18 protein-coding genes are annotated in these 16,927 nt (G+C 60.1%); 9 read left to right on the forward strand and 9 right to left on the reverse strand.

Translation table 11 applies throughout. The features are described 5' to 3' along the window. Nucleotides 1-185 precede the first annotated feature (185 nt). The gene (locus PY649_RS12570) at nucleotides 186-1,373 is read left to right on the forward strand and encodes a divergent polysaccharide deacetylase family protein (RefSeq protein ID WP_285868746.1); all 1,188 of its coding nucleotides are present in this window, start codon (nucleotides 186-188) and stop codon (nucleotides 1,371-1,373) included. A 16-nt stretch (nucleotides 1,374-1,389) separates the two neighbouring features. Beyond that, the gene (locus PY649_RS12575; RefSeq protein WP_285868747.1) at nucleotides 1,390-1,929 is read left to right on the forward strand and encodes an RNA pyrophosphohydrolase; all 540 of its coding nucleotides are present in this window, start codon (nucleotides 1,390-1,392) and stop codon (nucleotides 1,927-1,929) included. A 146-nt stretch (nucleotides 1,930-2,075) separates the two neighbouring features. Here the strand turns inward: PY649_RS12575 and bfr are convergent, their stop codons facing one another. From bfr to PY649_RS12600, 5 genes are all read right to left on the reverse strand, one after another. Next, nucleotides 2,076-2,561, reverse strand: coding sequence for a bacterioferritin (gene bfr, locus PY649_RS12580; RefSeq protein ID WP_285868749.1), 486 nt, complete (start codon nucleotides 2,559-2,561; stop codon nucleotides 2,076-2,078). Further along, on the reverse strand, nucleotides 2,527-2,838 hold the full coding sequence (locus tag PY649_RS12585) for a (2Fe-2S)-binding protein (RefSeq protein WP_120706131.1): 312 nt from the start codon (nucleotides 2,836-2,838) through the stop codon (nucleotides 2,527-2,529). The genes bfr and PY649_RS12585 overlap by 35 nt, the downstream gene beginning before the upstream one ends. Nucleotides 2,839-2,979: 141 nt before the next feature. Beyond that, entirely contained in the window at nucleotides 2,980-6,378 is a 3,399-nt protein-coding gene (locus PY649_RS12590; protein WP_285868751.1) for an error-prone DNA polymerase, read from the reverse strand. Beyond that, nucleotides 6,375-7,799 carry a Y-family DNA polymerase gene (locus PY649_RS12595; RefSeq protein WP_285868861.1) on the reverse strand — a complete coding sequence of 475 codons (1,425 nt, stop codon included), beginning with the start codon at nucleotides 7,797-7,799 and terminating at the stop codon, nucleotides 6,375-6,377. The genes PY649_RS12590 and PY649_RS12595 overlap by 4 nt, the downstream gene beginning before the upstream one ends. Nucleotides 7,800-7,839: 40 nt before the next feature. Beyond that, nucleotides 7,840-8,808, reverse strand: coding sequence for an ImuA family protein (locus PY649_RS12600; protein WP_285868753.1), 969 nt, complete (start codon nucleotides 8,806-8,808; stop codon nucleotides 7,840-7,842). A 163-nt stretch (nucleotides 8,809-8,971) separates the two neighbouring features. On the opposite strand from PY649_RS12600, the gene PY649_RS12605 reads away from it, so the two are divergent. Next, nucleotides 8,972-9,409 carry a metallopeptidase family protein gene (locus PY649_RS12605; protein ID WP_285868755.1) on the forward strand — a complete coding sequence of 146 codons (438 nt, stop codon included), beginning with the start codon at nucleotides 8,972-8,974 and terminating at the stop codon, nucleotides 9,407-9,409. Nucleotides 9,410-9,451: 42 nt separating this feature from the next. Here the strand turns inward: PY649_RS12605 and PY649_RS12610 are convergent, their stop codons facing one another. The 3 genes from PY649_RS12610 to PY649_RS12620 all read right to left on the reverse strand — a co-directional run bounded on the left by PY649_RS12610 (nucleotide 9,452) and on the right by PY649_RS12620 (nucleotide 10,998). Beyond that, a complete protein-coding gene (locus tag PY649_RS12610) occupies nucleotides 9,452-9,577 on the reverse strand; it encodes a hypothetical protein (protein ID WP_285868756.1) in 126 nt (41 codons plus the stop codon). A 250-nt stretch (nucleotides 9,578-9,827) separates the two neighbouring features. Next, the gene (locus tag PY649_RS12615) at nucleotides 9,828-10,034 is read right to left on the reverse strand and encodes a DUF1737 domain-containing protein (protein WP_285868757.1); all 207 of its coding nucleotides are present in this window, start codon (nucleotides 10,032-10,034) and stop codon (nucleotides 9,828-9,830) included. Between the two features lie 28 nt (nucleotides 10,035-10,062). After that, nucleotides 10,063-10,998 carry an HpcH/HpaI aldolase/citrate lyase family protein gene (locus tag PY649_RS12620; RefSeq protein ID WP_285868758.1) on the reverse strand — a complete coding sequence of 312 codons (936 nt, stop codon included), beginning with the start codon at nucleotides 10,996-10,998 and terminating at the stop codon, nucleotides 10,063-10,065. 126 nt (nucleotides 10,999-11,124) lie between these two features. On the opposite strand from PY649_RS12620, the gene PY649_RS12625 reads away from it, so the two are divergent. From PY649_RS12625 to PY649_RS12635, 3 genes are all read left to right on the forward strand, one after another. Then, a complete protein-coding gene (locus PY649_RS12625) occupies nucleotides 11,125-11,355 on the forward strand; it encodes a hypothetical protein (protein WP_133709258.1) in 231 nt (76 codons plus the stop codon). Nucleotides 11,356-11,545: 190 nt separating this feature from the next. Then, nucleotides 11,546-12,154 (forward strand): 3-isopropylmalate dehydratase small subunit, encoded by a 609-nt coding sequence (gene leuD, locus PY649_RS12630; RefSeq protein ID WP_285868759.1) that lies wholly within the window; start codon nucleotides 11,546-11,548, stop codon nucleotides 12,152-12,154. A 189-nt stretch (nucleotides 12,155-12,343) separates the two neighbouring features. Next, a complete protein-coding gene (locus PY649_RS12635; RefSeq protein ID WP_285868760.1) occupies nucleotides 12,344-13,162 on the forward strand; it encodes a sugar phosphate isomerase/epimerase family protein in 819 nt (272 codons plus the stop codon). Between the two features lie 238 nt (nucleotides 13,163-13,400). Here the strand turns inward: PY649_RS12635 and PY649_RS12640 are convergent, their stop codons facing one another. Then, nucleotides 13,401-13,697: a GIY-YIG nuclease family protein gene (locus tag PY649_RS12640; RefSeq protein ID WP_285868761.1), complete on the reverse strand. Its 297-nt coding sequence runs from the start codon at nucleotides 13,695-13,697 to the stop codon at nucleotides 13,401-13,403. Between the two features lie 304 nt (nucleotides 13,698-14,001). On the opposite strand from PY649_RS12640, the gene leuB reads away from it, so the two are divergent. From leuB to lpxE, 3 genes are all read left to right on the forward strand, one after another. Beyond that, complete coding sequence (gene leuB / locus PY649_RS12645) at nucleotides 14,002-15,114, forward strand: 3-isopropylmalate dehydrogenase (RefSeq protein WP_285868762.1); 1,113 nt, start codon at nucleotides 14,002-14,004, stop codon at nucleotides 15,112-15,114. A 131-nt stretch (nucleotides 15,115-15,245) separates the two neighbouring features. Continuing rightward, nucleotides 15,246-16,004 carry a phosphatase PAP2 family protein gene (locus PY649_RS12650; RefSeq protein WP_285868763.1) on the forward strand — a complete coding sequence of 253 codons (759 nt, stop codon included), beginning with the start codon at nucleotides 15,246-15,248 and terminating at the stop codon, nucleotides 16,002-16,004. 93 nt (nucleotides 16,005-16,097) lie between these two features. Then, nucleotides 16,098-16,841 (forward strand): lipid A 1-phosphatase LpxE, encoded by a 744-nt coding sequence (gene lpxE / locus PY649_RS12655; protein ID WP_285868764.1) that lies wholly within the window; start codon nucleotides 16,098-16,100, stop codon nucleotides 16,839-16,841. Nucleotides 16,842-16,927 lie beyond the last annotated feature (86 nt).

Genomic DNA, 16,927 nt, shown 5'->3' on the forward strand with positions numbered 1-16,927 from the left:
CATATCCGGAGCGAGGTGATATCTCATCTCGCTCTAACTATTTGAGTAGGTGTGATCTTATTCGAAATCCATTTTGGATCATACTTGAGTGTTTTGAATCTGGAGCGTCCTCTCCGCTTTGATGGCTGCGCATGAAGGCGGATTGCTCTGGGGCGGACAGCTTCCCGCTGGGGTGGATACGGACTTTGGGAACGGATTTGCATGCACCGCTGGGCCAGAACCGCGGCACCAGCCGCAAACGGCGGCGTCCGCCCATTGGGCGCATCCTTGGGGGCTTCTGCCTGATCGCGATCGCCAGTTTTTCCCTCTATTCGGCACTGCTGCGCGACAATCTTCAGAAAACTCCGCCTGTCGAGACAGCCGAGAAGGCCTCGCCACCGCCAGCAGCGGTGGCCGATAAGCCCGCCGCGAGCGATCAAACGGGCCTGACGCAGGTCGACCCGCAATCCGGCGCCGATACGCATCGCATCGTCACCAGCGACGGTTCTGTCGTGACGATGTTCAGCCCGAACGCCCGCGACGGCAGCGGCCCGGTGCTGATCAACGCCAACCAGGTCGGCCAGGATCCGCGCATGGCGGCAATACCGAACGACAGCCTGCTCGAGGACTCGCCCTTCGGCAAACTGCCGATCGCTGCGCCGAGCGGGCTGAGGCCAATGGACCAATATGCGCGGCCATGGTCCGGCGCCCGCGGCACGCGCGTTGCCATCGTCGTCAGCGGTCTCGGCCTCAGCCAGACCGGCACTCAGCGCGCCATCGAGAAGCTGCCCGAGGAGATCACGCTCGCCTTTGCGGCCACCGGCAACAGCCTGCAGCGCTGGATGCAGGAAGCGCGGCGCGGCGGTCATGAAATCCTGCTACAGGTGCCTTTCGAGCCTTTCGATTATCCCGGAAACAATCCCGGGCCGGATACGCTTTTGACCTCGCAGCCCGCCGCCAAGAATATTGAGGACCTGCACAAGGCGATGGGCGAGATCACCAACTATACCGGCGTGATGAACTATCTCGGCGGACGGTTCCTTTCAAATGCCAATGCCATGGAACCCGTCATGCGCGATATCGGCAAGCGCGGCCTGCTGTTCCTTGACGACGGTTCCTCGGCACAGTCCAAATCCGGCACCATCGCCAAGGCGCTAGAGGTGCCGCATGCGTTTGCCGACGTCCAGCTTGACGGAGAATTGCAGCAGGATGCCATCCTGAAGAAACTCGACGAGCTGGAGCGCATCGCGCGCCGCAATGGCTCGGCGATCGGCGTTGCTGCCGCTTTTGACGAGAGCGTCGATGCCATCAGCAAATGGAGCGAGGAAGCGGCCATGCGCGGCATCGAGATCGTTGCCGTCTCGGCCCTCACCGACGACCCCAAACACCCTTGATCGCTAGAGGATAACCATGAGCAAGAGCCATCAACCCATCAGAGCTGAAGACCTGCCCTATCGCCCCTGCGTCGGCATCATGGTGCTCAACCGCGAAGGGCTGGTCTGGGCCGGCAAGCGCATTCCGGATGGCAATTCCGAATATGACGGTTCGCCGCAGCTCTGGCAGATGCCGCAGGGCGGCATCGACGAGGGCGAAGATCCGCTGGAGGCGGCCTATCGCGAGCTTTACGAAGAGACCGGCATGAAGGCGGTGACGCTGCTCGCCGAAGCGAAGGACTGGATCAATTACGATCTGCCGCCGCAGTTGATCGGCATCGGCCTCAAGGGAAAATACCGTGGCCAGACCCAGCGCTGGTTTGCCTTCCGCTTCGACGGCAACGAAAGCGAAATCGCCATCAACCCGCCGCCGGGCGGCCACGAACCGGAATTCGACGCCTGGGAATGGAAGCCGATGGCAGAGCTGCCCGGCTTGATCGTCGCCTTCAAGCGGTCGGTCTACGACCAGGTCGTCGCTGAATTCCGGCACCTAGCCGGTCTGAAGGCGGAAGACTGAGCAAAGTCCGGCCGCTGAAAAACGGCCGGAATCGAGATAGAGCGGTTCAGCTTTTACGGAACCCCGGAACCGCTCTATCCTTTTGTTTTTTCGCCATTCCGGACAGAAAACCGCCCCGCACTTTTGCTGAAATTGCTCTCGGCGAATTATTCGGCGGTGTCGGCTGAATCGGCGTTAAGCTGGCCGTATTTGGCCTCGCCGATCTTACCGAGCAACTCGATCTGGGTTTCCAGGAAATCAATATGGCCTTCCTCGTCCGCCAGCAGCTCCTCGAACAGCTTCATGGAGACATAGTCTCCGGCGTCGTGACAGATGTCGCGTGACTTCTTGTAGGCCGTACGGGCATCGTATTCGCCGGCGAGATCGGCTTCCAGGACTTCCTTGACATTCTGGCCGATGCGCAGTGGCGCCAGCGTCTGCAGGTTCGGATGTCCCTCGAGGAAGATGATGCGAGCGACGAGACGATCGGCATGATGCATCTCTTCGATGGATTCCGCGCGCTCCCTCTTGGCAAGCTTGGTATAGCCCCAATCTTCCAGAAGCCGGTAATGAACCCAATATTGATTGACTGCACCGAGTTCGAAAAACAGCGCCTCGTTAAGCCGCTCGATGACTTTTTTGTCGCCTTTCAATGTCCGCTCTCCTATTTTCTTCGTGGAATTTTTTCAAGCGGGACATGAAATCAAATATTTCCGCCTCAGTCGAGTGGCGGCGGGCATGATAGTCCTCGGTCGTCTGGATGATGATGTCGACGACATTCGGGAAACAGCCGCAGCAACGGCCGCGCTTCGACATGGCGTGATAGACTTTGGCGGGGACGATGAGCTGCCAGCAATCCTGATCGAGGAGCTCAATGATGGTCTCCCGGATTTCCTTGTCGGTAATGTAATTACAACTGCAAACCAGCATTCTTCGCTCAGCCCGTCAAACATGACATCTGCTGTCTTGTTTCTGCGAAAGAAGACGATCTTTGTCAAGAAAGAATCGATTCATTTTTTCATGACGACAGGCAGGGCTGGATCATTTCAACGTGAGACGTAGCCGTGCCTATCAATGGAAGTTGCGGCCGCGCGGCATGACGCTCGCCGTTTCGGCAATATCTCTGGGGCCATCTGCCGTTATCTCGGCGGCCCGCTCCCTCGCTGACCGCCTCGCCTCGGTGAGCCTCTTCTTTTGCCGGTGATCCATGGTCGGACGCAGGGCCTCGTCTGCCCGATCGCTGACACCGAAACGCCTGGCTTCACGTTGCAGGATCCCCAACGCCGGGGTCATGTCCTCGATATAATCGACCACGACATGGATGACGCCGCTTTCGCTTTGCAAGCGGCCGCGAATCTTGACCAACCGGGCGCCCATGACGATGGCGCGGTACTTGTTGAACATTTTCGGCCAGACGATCGCATTGGAGACGCCGGTCTCGTCCTCCAGCGTCATGAAGATGACGCCCTTCGCCGATCCAGGCCGCTGTCGTACCAGCACCAGTCCAGCGATCGTTACCATCCGTCCATTAGGAACATTGTGCAAATCCCGGTTCTGCACGATGCCCATACGCGCGAAATCGGCTCGCAGGAAGGAAACAGGATGCGCCTTCAACGACAGCGACAGATAGCGATAATCCTCGATCACCTGCTCGCCGGGCAGCATTTCCGGCAGGGAAACCGCTGGCTCGACTTGCAGATCGGTGCGGTCGGCAAGATCGAAGAGGGGAAGCTTTTCAGCGGCGCTGCCGGCATCGAGCGCCCGCACGGCCCAGAGCGCCTCGCGACGGCTGAGGCCGATAGAACGAAAGGCATCGGCATCGGCCAGGCGTTCGATAGCGGATTTGGCAAGGCCCGAGCGCAGCCAGAGATCCCGCACGGACCGATAGCCATCGCCGCGGCGCTCGACGAGCTGCTTCATCTCATCCTCGGACAGACCTTTGACCTGCCGGAAGCCGAGACGGACGGCACATTGCGTCTTGATGATCTCGCGCATCGACGCATGACGCGGCTCGACTGCGTCCCGATTGAAACGCGCCTTCTCCAGCAGGCAGTCCCAGCCGGAATGATTGACATCCACCGGCCGCACCTCGACGCCATGCTCACGCGCATCGCGCACGAGCTGTGCCGGCGCATAGAAGCCCATGGGCTGGGCATTCAGGATCGCCGCGCAGAAGACATCGGGATAATAGGTCTTGAGCCAAGAAGAGGCGTAAACGAGCAAGGCAAAGGAAGCCGCATGGCTTTCGGGAAAGCCATATTCGCCGAAGCCCTTGATCTGCTCGAAGCAGTTCTTGGCGAATTCACGATCATATCCTCTCGCAGCCATGCCTTCGACCATCTTCTTCTCGAAAGTGTGGATGGTCCCGGTTCGCTTGAATGTCGCCATTGCCCGGCGCAACTTGTCTGCCTCCGCAGGGGTAAATCCCGCGGCCGTAATGGCGATTTGCATGGCCTGCTCCTGAAACAGGGGGACACCCAGTGTTCGTTTCAAGACCTCCCTCAACTCTGGACTCGGATAGTCGAGCTCTTTTCCCGCCCGATCGGCCTCGCGCCGCTTGAGATAGGGATGCACCATATTGCCCTGGATCGGACCGGGCCGGACGATCGCCACTTCGATAACGAGATCGTAGAACTTACGGGGCTTGAGGCGTGGCAACATGCTCATCTGCGCCCGGCTTTCGATCTGGAAGACGCCGATCGTGTCGGCCCGGCAGATCATGTCATAAACCGGCTTGCCGTCGGGATATTCAGCATAACCAAGATCGGCGAGCTGCTTCTTCACGTCATAATGCAGCTGAAGCAGGCCAAAAGCCTTGGCAAGGCAGGTCAGCATGCCCAGGGCCAGGACGTCGATCTTCAGGATATTGAGACTATCGAGATCGTCCTTGTTCCACTCGATCATGTAGCGATCGTCCATCGCCGTATGCATGATCGGCACCACCTCGTCCAACCGATCCCTGGTGATGACGAAGCCGCCGACATGCTGGGTCAGGTGACGCGGAAAACCCATCAGTGTCGTCGCATAGGAGAGAACGCGCTGCGTCGTCCGATCTCCGAGATCGAGCCCGGCAACCTTCGCCTCGCGTTCCGACAGCCCCTCCGTCGACCAGCCCCAGACACCGCTCGCCAGGGCCGACTGCACATCCTCCGACAGGCCGAAGGCCTTGGCCACCTCGCGCCCGGCCGAGCGCGCCCGGTAGCTGGTGACTGCCGCCGTGAGCCCGGCATGTTCCTTGTCATAATGCCTGTAGATAAACTGAATGACCTCTTCGCGCTTCTCGTGCTCGAAATCGACGTCGATGTCCGGCGGTTCTTCCCGCTCCGTCGAGATGAAGCGCTCGAACAAAAGCGTCGTAATCTCCGGATTGACCTCGGTAATTCTGAGACAATAGCAGACCGTGGAATTGGCGGCAGAACCGCGCCCCTGGCACAGGATATTCTCACTGCGGGCATATTCCATGATGCGATGCACCGTCAGGAAATAAGGCTCGTATTGTCTCTGCTTGATCAGATCGAGTTCGTAGTCGATCTGTTTGGCGACCTTGTCGGGTATGCCTTCGGGATAACGCCATTTGGCTCCCGCCCGTGTCAATCGCTCCAGCGTTTCCGACACGGTTTCGCCTGGAACACTTTCATCGGGATAATTGTGCTTCAGCTCATCCAGCGAGAAAGACAGCCGGCTAAAAAACTTTTGCGTATTGGCGATGGCTTTCGGATAGTCCTTGAAAAGGCGCGTCATTTCGGCCCCGCCCTTCAGACAGCGTTCTGCATTGGCCGCCAGTTTGAAACCGGCCTCGGCGATCGGGACATGCTCACGGATCGAAACGACGATATCGGCAAGCGGTTTGCGCTCGCTTGCGTGATAGACCGGCTGATTGGTGGCGATCAACCGCACTCCGTTTCTAAGCGCGAGGATGGAAAGCGTCGCGAAGAACAAATGATCCCGCCCGTCATAGGCGGGCGATAGCGCCATATGGAGCTTCCTGCCGAAGCGCATCCATAGCCGCGCCAGGCATTGTTCCAATTTCGCCTGTCCCTCCGGCGTCTCCACGCTTGCCGCATCGGGAACGAGCGCCAGCATCATCTCGTCGCCCCATTCCAGGAGATCGGCCTCGTGAAGCTCGCATTCCCCTTTCTCGACACGCAGATTGCCGGCGCTCAACAGCCGGCAGAGATGCGCCCAGCCCTTGCGGTTCTGCGGATAGGCAAGAATGTCGGGCGTGTCGTCCGAAAAGACCAGGCGGGCGCCGGGCTGGAAGCGATAGCCATGCTGCTTGGCAATGACATGCGCCCTGACCACGCCGGCAACGCTGTTGCGATCAGCGATACCGAGGCCACTGAGCTCGGCGATCTTGGCGGCCAGAACCATTTCTTCCGGATGCGAAGCACCCTCGAGAAAGGAAAAATTCGACCGTGCTCCGATCTCGAAAAAGGGAGGATTCCCGGAAAAGGATGGACGGGTGTTCATGCGAAGACCCCGTGCATGTACCAGCTCGGCGCGGCATCCTGGCCATAGAGACCCTTGCGGAACAGCCAGTAACGATGACCGGCCTCGTCCTCGATGCGGAAATAGTCGCGGGCCGGGGTTTCCTCATCGTCGATCCACCATTCCGCCGAAAGCCGCTCCGGCCCTTCGGCTCGGCTGACCCGATGCGTGATCCGCCGCCAGCGGAACTGCCGGGGCGGACCGTCAGGCACTTCGGTAGCAAAGGTCTCGATCGGCTCGGGCTTGCGAAACAACCGGAGCGGCCGTTCACCGCGGGAAAAGCCATGACCGGCATATTCGCTCCCCGTCCGCTTGTGTGCGGCAAGGATGTCCACGGCAGGCATCGATCGAACGGCCCGTTCGGGAATATGGCTTTCCTGCAGCTCGAAGCCCTGCAGGCAGTCTGGCCCCAGCCGCGCCGCGACCCGATCGGCAAAGGCGGCAAGCGAGGTGCCCTGCTGGTCTTCCTCGACGAAATCGCCCTGCGCCGCGTCGAAAGGCGCATGCTGAAGGACATTGAGGCGGACGATCTCGAAACCATATCCCGCATCGAGATCATCATGAACAGCAGTAAAGCGCTCCGTAAACAGACCGGCGATCCGTCTCGGCTCGCGCAGCGGATGCGACGCCCCGGCTGCGATGCGGAACACCGCGCCATCGACCCGGAATAGCAAAAGCTCGAACAAGCGGCCGCCGACGCCGCGCCCTTCCAGCCCCGATTTCAGTGTTTCGGCAAGCTGCTGGGCCAGTTGCAGGATATCGGCCTCTGCCTGCACCGGTTCGGCAAGCCGCCGCTCGACCGACAACTGCGCAATCGGCCGGCGCGGCGAGATCGGCTCCTCATTCAGGCCGATGGCCTGATCGAGCCGTAAAAGCAGTTGCGCGCCGAAACGACGGGTCAGCGGCGCCCGCGGTGCGGCCAGGAGATCGCCCACCTGCTTCAATCCCAGCTTCTGCAATGCGGCGACGGTTTCCTCGCCAAGCCTGAGCGAGGCGACCGGCAGCGGCGCCAGCGCCTCTTCCATGGCCTCCGGAGGGACGACGCGGCTCTCGTCGAAACGGGCAACCGCCCAGGACAGGCCCGGCGCGGAGGAGATGGCGCCGCGGACATCGAGCCCAAGACGGGAAATTCGGATCAGGATATCCTCGAGCAGCGCCTCTTCGCCGCCAAAGAGATGGGCGCAGCCGGTAATATCGAGAAAGAGCCCGTCCTTGCCGTCGATCGCCACCAGCGGTGTATAGCGATCACACCAATCGGCGATCGCCTCCAGCAGCTTACGGTCCGCAACCGGATCCTCTTCCACGACATCAAGGGCGGGACAGATCGCCCTTGCCTCGGCAACACCCTGACCGAGCTTCAGGCCGATCGTCTCGGCCCTTTCATTGAGCGCGGTAAGCCGCATGGCATTGTTCAGCTTGCCGGCGCAGGCGAGCGGCGGCGCTTCAAGCCGGCCTGCCAAACGCCACGACAGACCCCACCGCTTGCGGGCGATCCGATCGGTCGGCAGATGCGGAAAGGTCAGCGCCAGAATGCGCTGCGTATTCGCCGGGAAAGGCAGGGCGCTGAGCGTCGAGGACAGGGACAAACTGGCGGTCATGGGCATTCCACTCCAGGGTTATGGAAAAGGGCGCCGGGTTACGGCTCTTTTCCAGGGTGAGACGAAAGGCCGGATGACCGATGCTGCCGCCAAGCAGCGATCCATCCGGCAGGGGCCGCGCCAGGGCCGGCGCGGGTTCGACAAGCAGACGGAAGAGGGCGCTGCTCGCCTCCTCCTCACCCGCTTGACGCAATAGAAACAAAGGCCGCCCCGCCGCCTTGGCCCGAAGCGCAAGCCGCCGGCTCTCGGTCAACCCGAAGCGGGCCGGATTGCCGCGCACCTCCAGAATGACGACCGCAAAGGCCGCACTGACGAGCGCCACTTCTGCCAGCCATAACGCCTCTTCCAGCTTGCGCGGCGATGCCTGCAGAAAACCGGCCGGCTCCAGTCCGAAATCCCGGAGCCCGATCGCATAGGGCTGGCCCGCCTCCATCGCCGCGACCGTATCGCCGATCCATAGAACCGGCGATACGGTTGCGCTTTTACCGGCAGCTTGCCCCCCAGGCTGCACAGCAAGAGCTCTAAGCCGCGCGGCGAGAGCGAGGGTGAACCCGCTGGCCGCTCCGGCGTCACGCAAGGCCAGCGACCGGATCTCCGTCAGCGCATCGAGCGGCACGCCGCCCTGCATCGCCTCGTCGAGATCGGCGACCCCGATCGCAAGCGGCTGGACAACATCCGCCGGACCGGCTCCCGGCTCCGCCACCAGCGCCTCATGCGCCACGGCTGCTAGTGCCGGTATCGGCCTGCCTTCCAGTCGGGCGATGGTTTCACGCAGGGCAAAAAGTGTCTCCCGCGCCACGGCGGCCTCAGCCATGACGTTAGCTCCAGATCGATAATGTTCCTGTTATGTTCTTATGGATTCCAGAAGTCCAAGGAAGAGTCAACACCATTTTATGAGAAAATATTCCTCTGTCTGATTCCACTCTCGAAAAACCGAAACAAAGGCTCTATATGACCAGCTAAGAAAGGGAGCATTTATGGCCCGCATTGACCAGAGCGAGGATTGGCGGGACCGCCACGCGCCCTCAATCAGCACATTTGAATCGCTGGCTATGGAGGCTTACAGCCACCTGCCGGACGAATTTCGCTCGCTCACCGGCGATCTCATCATTCTCATCGAAGATTTTCCCGACGACGAGGTGTTCGAGGATATGGCGCTGGAAACGCCCTTCGACCTGCTTGGCCTGTTCGAAGGCCGCGGCATATCGGAACGTTTCACCGCCCAGACCGGGGAGATGCCGAACAAGATCCGCCTCTATCGCCGGCCGATCATCGATTATTGGGCGGAAAACGACGAAACCCTCGGCGACATCATCACCCATGTCCTGATCCACGAGATCGGTCATCATTTCGGCCTGAGCGACGAGGACATGGAGCGCATCGAGGCCAGCGCCGAGGAAGCGACGGATCGGTGATGCATTCACATGGTAGACTGACGGAGTGAAAAGCCCGGCGATTTACTCGCCAGGATGAAGCCTCTTCTGACGACGGTCGTTCCAATCGTTGACGAGCACAGCTATCCACCCCAGCGCCGCGATGACAAAGGGCAAAACAAAGAAAAAGAAGATGGCTGCGCTATTCATACTTTCAGCCTCCCCAATACGTGTCTTGCTGCCATATGTAGTGTAAAAGCAGCAAAAAGCCAACTGGCGCTGGAGAGGATAGCGATCCAGGAGAACTGTAAAGCAGCAGCGCCGTTTACAGCCGACACGACGCGAGCGATGAGACCTGCGGCAATGCAGGCAGTCGACGCTCGATCGAGCGCATTGGCAAATAGCTTGGTGCGTTCGTTATGGACGAGGGTCACCGTAGTTTACTCTGCTTTTTTCTAGATTACTGCTCGGAAAGCTTCATTTCCGGATCGTAATCCTTGCCTTCGACTTCCTTGACGACCGCCTGGCCGCACTGCATCAGGCCGGTTGCGGCATTGAAGGCATAAGTCGGCGAGCCCGAGAGTTCCCAGCCCCTGTTCAGGGCAGCGGTTACCTTGTGGCAGAAGGAGGAATCGTCCGGTCCGCTGAGGAAGCGATAGAGTTTCATCAAATCGTCTTTCGTAACCTATTAGCCCTCATCCTGAGCCTGTCGAAGGACGATGGCGTTCTGAAATCAGGCGAGCTTTATGGACCAGTCTTTCCGCCTGGACAAGATGCAGCCGCTCGACCATGCGCCCGCCGAGATTCACCACGTTGAGACCGGCCGCCGCCGGATCGGCGAAAGCGGCGATAATGGCTTCCGCCTCGGCAAGAGCGGCTTCGTTCGGCCCGAAATGCCGGTTGGCGAGGTCGATCTGGCTCGGATGGATCAGCATCTTGCCGGCAAAGCCCATGGAGCGGCCTTCTGCACATTCGGCATCCAGGGCCTGCATATCCTTGAAATTGTTGAAGACACTGTCGACGGCGTCGAGCCCATAGGCGCTGACGGCCAGTACCACCTGCATCAGCCAGGGTACAAGGTAGGCGCGCCCCGGCTGCGGCAACACGCCAGTTTCCTTGCGCAAATCGTTGAGACCGACGACGAAGCAATCGAGCCGGCTTCCAGGCGTGCGACCGGCCTCGGCTATTGCTGCGGCGTTCAGGATGCTACGCGGTGTCTCGATCATCGCCCAGATGCGCAGGTCCTCGGGCGCATCCGCCTCGCCAAGCCTGTCGCTGACAACAGTCACATCCTGCGGCTCATCGATCTTGGGCAGAAGAACCGCGTCCGGTTCGAGCGCCAGCACCAGCTCCAGATCATCCGCGCCGAAGCCGGATGACAAGCTATTGATGCGGATGATCCGCTCTTTGCCCGCCCCTTCCTGACCTGGAGGCGGCTGAGCGGCGAAAAAACTCCGCAAATTCTCGCGCGCTTCCGCCTTCTTCTCCGGCGCCACGGAATCCTCGAGATCGAAGATGACCGCATCGCAATCGAGGCCGGCTATCTTCTCAAGAGCACGGCGATTGATCGCGGGAACACTCAGCACCGAGCGGCGCAGGCGGACGGAACGGGGAGGGACGGGGCGGGTCATGATAGAGTTTTGCCGCGCTTTCGGCCATCAGGCAAGATAACAACGCGCAAGACAACAAAAAGCCATGCTCCTCTTGCAGAGGGGAAGAGACAGGACCACATTGCCATGAGTAGAGAGGTCTCGACCATGCAGAATATCCGTTCCTTGTTTATCGCGCTTGCCGGCATCACCGTGTTTGCAGCCTTGGCGCTGTTTACCGTTTCGCTCACGCTTGCCGTTGGCGGCATCCTCACTGTGCTTATGGTGGGTCGCGCGATTTCGTTGCGGATGAAGCCTGCTCCGGTGCGTGCCAAGGCGAACGGTCAGCGCGAAATGCGCGTCTGGAACGACGGTCGCGGCACGATCATCGACCTCTAAGGCAAGATCAGGGCAGGGCGGCTCATCGCCGCTCTCCGATGCGCTCATCCGCTCGCAAGTGCTGAATTGCGGAACTGTGGCCGAACCGCCCAGTTTCAGAGCATTTCCAAGATTCCCCTTCATTTTCCCAGGGATTTGCTCTATTGGCAGGATAATTCGTGCATAGACGAAAATTGAAGGCAGGACCCCCATGGACAAGTTCGTGAAGTTGACCGGTGTCGCAGCACCCCTCCCGGTCGTCAATGTCGACACCGACATGATCATCCCGAAGGATTATCTGAAGACCATCAAGCGCACCGGTCTTGGCACGGGTTTGTTCGCCGAAGCCCGCTACAATGAAGATGGTTCGCCGAACCCGGACTTCGTGCTGAACAAGCCGGCCTATCAGAATGCCAAGATCCTCGTCGCCGGCGACAATTTCGGCTGCGGTTCCTCGCGCGAACATGCCCCCTGGGCGCTGCTCGACTTCGGCATCCGCTGCGTCATTTCCACCAGCTTCGCCGATATCTTCTACAATAATTGCTTCAAGAACGGCATCCTGCCGATCAAGGTCAGCCATGAAGACCTCGACAAGCTGATGGACGACGCCTCGCGCGGCTCCAACGCCATCCTGACGGTCGATCTGGAAAACCTCGAAATCACCGGTCCGGACGGCGGCACCCTCAAGTTCGAACTCGACGAATTCAAGCGCCATTGCCTGCTGAACGGCCTCGACGATATCGGCCTGACGCTGGAAAAGGCCAAGTCGATCGACAGCTTCGAAAAGTCGAATGCCGCATCCCGTCCCTGGGCTGCCTGATCGATTTTCAGCATCGCATCTGCGTTTCAAAGCCGGGCTTCATCGCCCGGCTTTTTGTTTCCGTCGCATAAGGCCATGACTTTGGCCGGTCTGTAATATCTCCGACAAGAAGCGGGTTCATATAGCCTCTGCGGAAGCCCAAGCGGCTTTTCCTGCCCCTCTTCTTCCCCTCCCGAACGGAGCCATTCCATGACCTCTCTTCCTATTGTTGGCGCCGCCATGACGCTCGCCGACGTCGAAATCCACCGCGACTGGCTGCTCGCAAAGCCGCGCGATCTGGAACTGCAGAGCTTCGTCGAAGCCGACATCCTGAACGGCGACTGGGCGCCGCTCGCCGAGCGCGCCAGGAAATTGCTCGACGGCCATCAGGGCCGCCTCGGCATACACGGTCCGTTCTGGGGCTTCATCATCGCTTCGCAGGATCCGGATATCCGCGCCGTCGTTTCCAAGCGCCTCATGCAGGCCCTCGACGTCTGCGCCAATATCGGCGCCACGCAGATGGTCATCCATAGCCCCTACACGTCCTGGTCCTACAACAACCTCGACAACAACAAGGGCGAACGCGAAAAGATCATCGAATACACGCAGTTGACGCTCAAGGACGCCGTCAAGCGCGCCGAAGACATCGGCCTGACCATGGTCATCGAGAATATCGAAGACAAGGATCCGTATATCCGGGTCGGTCTCGCCGACAGCTTCAATTCGCCGGCCGTCGCCGTTTCGATCGACACCGGCCATGCCCAGTACGCCCACGGCTATACCGGCGCACCGCCGGTCGACTACTACGTCCACGCCGCCGGCAATCGCCTGCAGCACATCCATCTGCAGGATGCGGACGGCTACGCGGACCGTCACTGGAGCCTCGGCGAAGGCAATATCCACTGGCGCGCCGTCTTCGCCGCCCTTGCCAAGCTCGACAGCAATCCACGCCTGATCATCGAGATCAAGGACAAGTCGAAGATCCCGGCATCGGCCGCCTACCTCGCTTCGCTTGGATTGGCTGAGTAAGCGGAAATCCGCCCTCGTGGTTCGAAACGGCCCTTCGGGCCTCCTCACCATGAGGGCTTCTCATCTCACCTAGCTTGTAATTCAATTCGGCCGCAATCCTGAGTGTGTCGAAGAGTAAGCTTGTCGGGCTGTCGAGATGTGCCCCGTGATGGCGCGGCATTGCCTCCACCCTCATGGTGAGGTGCTAAGCCCAGAGGGCGCAACCTCGAACCACGAGGGTCGGCCCCCTAAATCCCGGTTATTTTCGCGCAGATCCCCGCCTGGCTAATGCCGGGAGTGCTTCGTAGTCGAGTGCAATCAACGCTTCTTTTTTCCGGCGTGACCAGCCCTTGATCTGCCGTTCGCGTGCGATCGCATCGATAATGCTGTCGTAGACTTCATGGAACACCAGTTCGACCGGCCGTCGCTTGGCCGTGTAGCCGCCGTCATAGACGCCCGCATTATGCTCCCATATTCGGGCTTCGATCTCTTGTTTGGTAAGACCCGTGTAATAGGAACCGTCACTGCAACGCAAAATGTAGACAGTGACTTCCATGACGGAGCTTTCGGTTCAAGGATAGGCCGTTTTCTACCATTGGATGCATAGAGCGATCAATTCTTTTCCGCCGCTCCCAGAGAATCGAGGCCACCCTCGCCCTTCGAGGCTCCGCCCGGCCTTTGGTTAGGAGCAAAAGATCAGCCCTCACCCCGAGGTGGCCCGCAGGGCCCTCGAAGGGCGAGGGCGGGTGGTTGCTTTCAAAAGCCCCGAAAACCGTACCGCTTCACCGCCTTCCTCGCTTGAAATACCGCATTTGCAGGTCTAAAAACCCCGCAACTTTTTCTTTTGCGGAGGCCTTTTCATGACAGTGCGCAATCTCTTCCTCCTGCCGGGCGACGGCATCGGCCCTGAAGCTATGGGCGAAGTCCGCAAGATAATCGCCTATATGAACGAGGCGAAGAATGCCGGCTTCGTCACGGATGAAGGGCTTGTCGGCGGCTGCGCCTATGATGCGCATGGCGCCGCCATCTCCGAAGAAGATATGCAGAAGGCGCTTGCGGCCGATGCCGTGCTCTTCGGCGCCGTCGGCGGCCCGAAGTGGGATAGCGTTCCCTATGAAGTGCGTCCGGAAGCCGGCCTGCTGCGCCTGCGCAAGGATCTCCAGCTTTTCGCCAACCTGCGCCCGGCCATCTGCTATCCGGCGCTGGCATCGGCCTCCTCGCTGAAGCCGGAGCTGGTCGACGGCCTCGATATCCTCATCATCCGCGAACTCACCGGCGGCGTCTATTTCGGCGAGCCGAAGGAGATCATCGACCTCGGCAACGGCCAGAAGCGCGGCATCGATACGCAGGTTTACGACACCTACGAGATCGAGCGCATTGCCGGCGTCGCCTTCGAACTGGCGCGCACCCGCAACAATCGCGTCTGCTCGATGGAAAAGCGCAACGTCATGAAATCAGGCGTGCTCTGGAACCAGGTGGTCACCGCGACTCATAAGGAAAAATATGCCGACGTGCAGCTCGAGCATATGCTCGCCGATGCCGGCGGCATGCAGCTCGTTCGCCAGCCGAAGCAGTTCGACGTCATCGTCACCGACAACCTGTTCGGTGACATGCTCTCCGACGTTGCCGCCATGTTGACCGGCTCGCTCGGCATGCTGCCGTCCGCTTCGCTGGGCGCGCCCGATGCCAAGACCGGCAAGCGCAAGGCACTCTATGAGCCCGTGCATGGCTCGGCGCCCGATATTGCCGGCAAGGGCATCGCCAACCCGATCGCCATGATCGCCTCCTTCGCCATGTGCCTGCGCTACTCCTTCGGTTTGGTTGCCGAAGCCGACGCACTGGAAAAGGCGATCGCCAATGTGCTCGACAGCGGCATCCGCACCGGCGACATCATGTCCGCCGGCAGCCGCCAGGTCGGGACCACTGAAATGGGCGATGCCATCCTCGCCGAATTCAAGGCTCTGTCGGCATAATCGCCTCCTGATTTTTCACGTGAAACATTCGAGGCCCTCGCTCTGCAAGCAAGAGCGAGGGCGTCTTGTTGAACTGAGCACGACAGACTCCTATTTCCCCTCGCATGAGCACGGAAACGACATCGCGGCCGGTGAGCACGATCCGGCGGCAATTGCGACCTTGGCAAAGGCTGGCACGCCGCTACGACGTTCGCCGCCACCGTCATGGCCACCTTCCTTGGCTCGGCTATACGCTGACGGCGATCAACATCGTCATTCTCGCCCTCCTGGTCTTCGACACACCGCTTGGGCAGGCTGCGAAGAACCTCTCGCCGCGATTGATCGCGGTCGCAGGCACCGTCACCGATATCGGCAGGCTGGCCTCGATTCTCGCCGCAATCGCCGTCGTGCTTGCTATCGGCCTTTTCGTCGTCCGACGACGCGCGCCGACGCATAGGCTTTACCGCACCGCCTATCTCATCCGGATGGCTGCCTATGTCGGTCTGTCGGCTCTTTCCACCAGCATTATCGTGAATTTCCTGAAATACGCGATCGGCCGTGCACGCCCTCCGCTTTATGATCAGTACGGCATTCTCGGTTTCCAGCCCTTTCACGGCGACTTCCTGTTCGAGAGCTTTCCTTCGGCGCATTCGGCCAATGTGGGCTCGCTCTTTGCCGCTCTGGCCCTGTTGTTCCCGCGATTCCGGCTGCTGTTTGTGAGCATCGGCCTTTGGCTTGGCGCCTCGCGCATCATTATTGGCGTCCATTATCCAAGTGATGTCGCCGCCGGTCTGGCGCTCGGCGCCTGGATCGCTTTCGCCGTCTCGATCCTCTTTTCCCGTTTCGGCCTGGTCTTCTCGACGGGACAGGATGGTTGGCCGCGCCCGCGGCTGAACCATGGGCTTCGCTGATCCAGCGACCGTCGCAAATTCTTTAAAAAACTGTAGCAGGAGCCTGCTAGGCATGGTCGCCGACTGGATGAAAATGGCGGCGAGGCGGTGGATATGCAGGCGATCTTGACGTCTCTCGATAGGCGGTGGCGGCGAAACAAGAATGGTTTTGCACCCTCGCATTGGAAGATCTGCCTGTTCTTGACCGCCAATGTGGTATTGCTGGCGGCCCTGCTGTTCGACTGGCCAGTCGGCGCAAACATAAAGAATATAGCTCCGCCCATTCATTTCTTCGGCAAACTGCTCACCAATTTCGGCGAATCCGGCTGGATCATCCTGCTCAGCGCCTTCCTGTTCTTCGAAGGTTGGGCCGGTAGCCGGCTATTGCAATCGCCGCGCGGTCGTTGCCAGGCCCTGCGCATCTGTCAGATCGGCGGCTATCTGCTGACGACCATCGCGCTTTCGGGTATCATTGCCAATCTCCTGAAGCGCGCCATCGGCCGCGCCCGTCCCACGCATTTTGCGGATTGGGGTCCCTTTGGCTTCTCGCCCTTCAACGGCCATGCCAGCTTCGAAAGCTTCCCATCCGGCCACGCGACCACCATCGGCGCCTTCTTCGTGGCACTTGCCTTCCTCTTCCCGCGTTACCGCTACATCTTCGCCACCTGTGCGTTATGGCTAGCTACGACACGCGTGATGATCGGCGCGCACTATCCGAGCGATGTCATCGCCGGCCTCGCACTCGGCGGCTGGTTTTCCTTCATGATGGCGATCGTCTATTCCCGCTACGGCCTGCTCTTCCGCATCGACGCGACCGGCTGGCCGGTGCCGAGATTGCCGCTGCTGAAGGGGAAGTAGGGATCGTTTCCCTTATCCGCCCTCGCCCTTCGAGGCTTCACCCTTCGGGTTCCGCTCCTCAGGGTGAGGGCTTTCCTTGAGCTGGC

Source organism: Rhizobium mayense (genome assembly GCF_030272705.1).
Classification (GTDB): Bacteria; Pseudomonadota; Alphaproteobacteria; order Rhizobiales; family Rhizobiaceae; genus Rhizobium; species Rhizobium mayense.

What these genes read in the sequence shown, in the direction of transcription:
- PY649_RS12575 (WP_285868747.1), top strand. Translation starts at nt 1,390, where the DNA reads ATGAGCAAGAGCCATCAACCCATCAGAGCTGAAGACCTGCCCTATCGC.
- PY649_RS12585 (WP_120706131.1), bottom strand. Translation starts at nt 2,838, where the DNA reads ATGCTGGTTTGCAGTTGTAATTACATTACCGACAAGGAAATCCGGGAG.
- PY649_RS12590 (WP_285868751.1), bottom strand. Translation starts at nt 6,378, where the DNA reads ATGAACACCCGTCCATCCTTTTCCGGGAATCCTCCCTTTTTCGAGATC.
- PY649_RS12595 (WP_285868861.1), bottom strand. Translation starts at nt 7,799, where the DNA reads ATGCGGCTTACCGCGCTCAATGAAAGGGCCGAGACGATCGGCCTGAAG.
- PY649_RS12600 (WP_285868753.1), bottom strand. Translation starts at nt 8,808, where the DNA reads ATGGCTGAGGCCGCCGTGGCGCGGGAGACACTTTTTGCCCTGCGTGAA.
- PY649_RS12605 (WP_285868755.1), top strand. Translation starts at nt 8,972, where the DNA reads ATGGCCCGCATTGACCAGAGCGAGGATTGGCGGGACCGCCACGCGCCC.
- PY649_RS12610 (WP_285868756.1), bottom strand. Translation starts at nt 9,577, where the DNA reads ATGAATAGCGCAGCCATCTTCTTTTTCTTTGTTTTGCCCTTTGTCATC.
- PY649_RS12615 (WP_285868757.1), bottom strand. Translation starts at nt 10,034, where the DNA reads ATGAAACTCTATCGCTTCCTCAGCGGACCGGACGATTCCTCCTTCTGC.
- PY649_RS12620 (WP_285868758.1), bottom strand. Translation starts at nt 10,998, where the DNA reads ATGACCCGCCCCGTCCCTCCCCGTTCCGTCCGCCTGCGCCGCTCGGTG.
- PY649_RS12625 (WP_133709258.1), top strand. Translation starts at nt 11,125, where the DNA reads ATGCAGAATATCCGTTCCTTGTTTATCGCGCTTGCCGGCATCACCGTG.
- leuD (WP_285868759.1), top strand. Translation starts at nt 11,546, where the DNA reads ATGGACAAGTTCGTGAAGTTGACCGGTGTCGCAGCACCCCTCCCGGTC.
- PY649_RS12635 (WP_285868760.1), top strand. Translation starts at nt 12,344, where the DNA reads ATGACCTCTCTTCCTATTGTTGGCGCCGCCATGACGCTCGCCGACGTC.
- PY649_RS12640 (WP_285868761.1), bottom strand. Translation starts at nt 13,697, where the DNA reads ATGGAAGTCACTGTCTACATTTTGCGTTGCAGTGACGGTTCCTATTAC.
- leuB (WP_285868762.1), top strand. Translation starts at nt 14,002, where the DNA reads ATGACAGTGCGCAATCTCTTCCTCCTGCCGGGCGACGGCATCGGCCCT.
- lpxE (WP_285868764.1), top strand. Translation starts at nt 16,098, where the DNA reads ATGCAGGCGATCTTGACGTCTCTCGATAGGCGGTGGCGGCGAAACAAG.